The following is a 201-nucleotide window of genomic DNA, read 5'->3' as shown; positions in this document are numbered from 1 at the left end:
ACCTCGGTGTCGGTCTGCGAGGCGAAGATGTAGCCGTCGCGGGTGAGTTCGTCGCGCAGCTCGGCGAAATTCTCGATGATGCCGTTGTGGACGATGGCGACGCCGTTGGAAAAATGCGGATGCGCGTTGGTCTCGTTGGGCACGCCATGCGTCGCCCAGCGCGTGTGGCCGATGCCGATCGTGCCGTCGAGCGGCTCGTCC

At 65.2% G+C, this 201-nt stretch carries 1 pseudogene; it reads right to left on the bottom strand.

Annotated elements, in window-relative coordinates:
- A pseudogene (locus ACWGS9_RS36065) lies at positions 1–201 on the bottom strand (glutamine--fructose-6-phosphate transaminase (isomerizing)); the annotation flags it as partial.

It is taken from the genome of Mesorhizobium sp. Arg314, from assembly GCF_053714275.1.
This window is presented reverse-complemented; position numbering and strand designations above follow the sequence as displayed.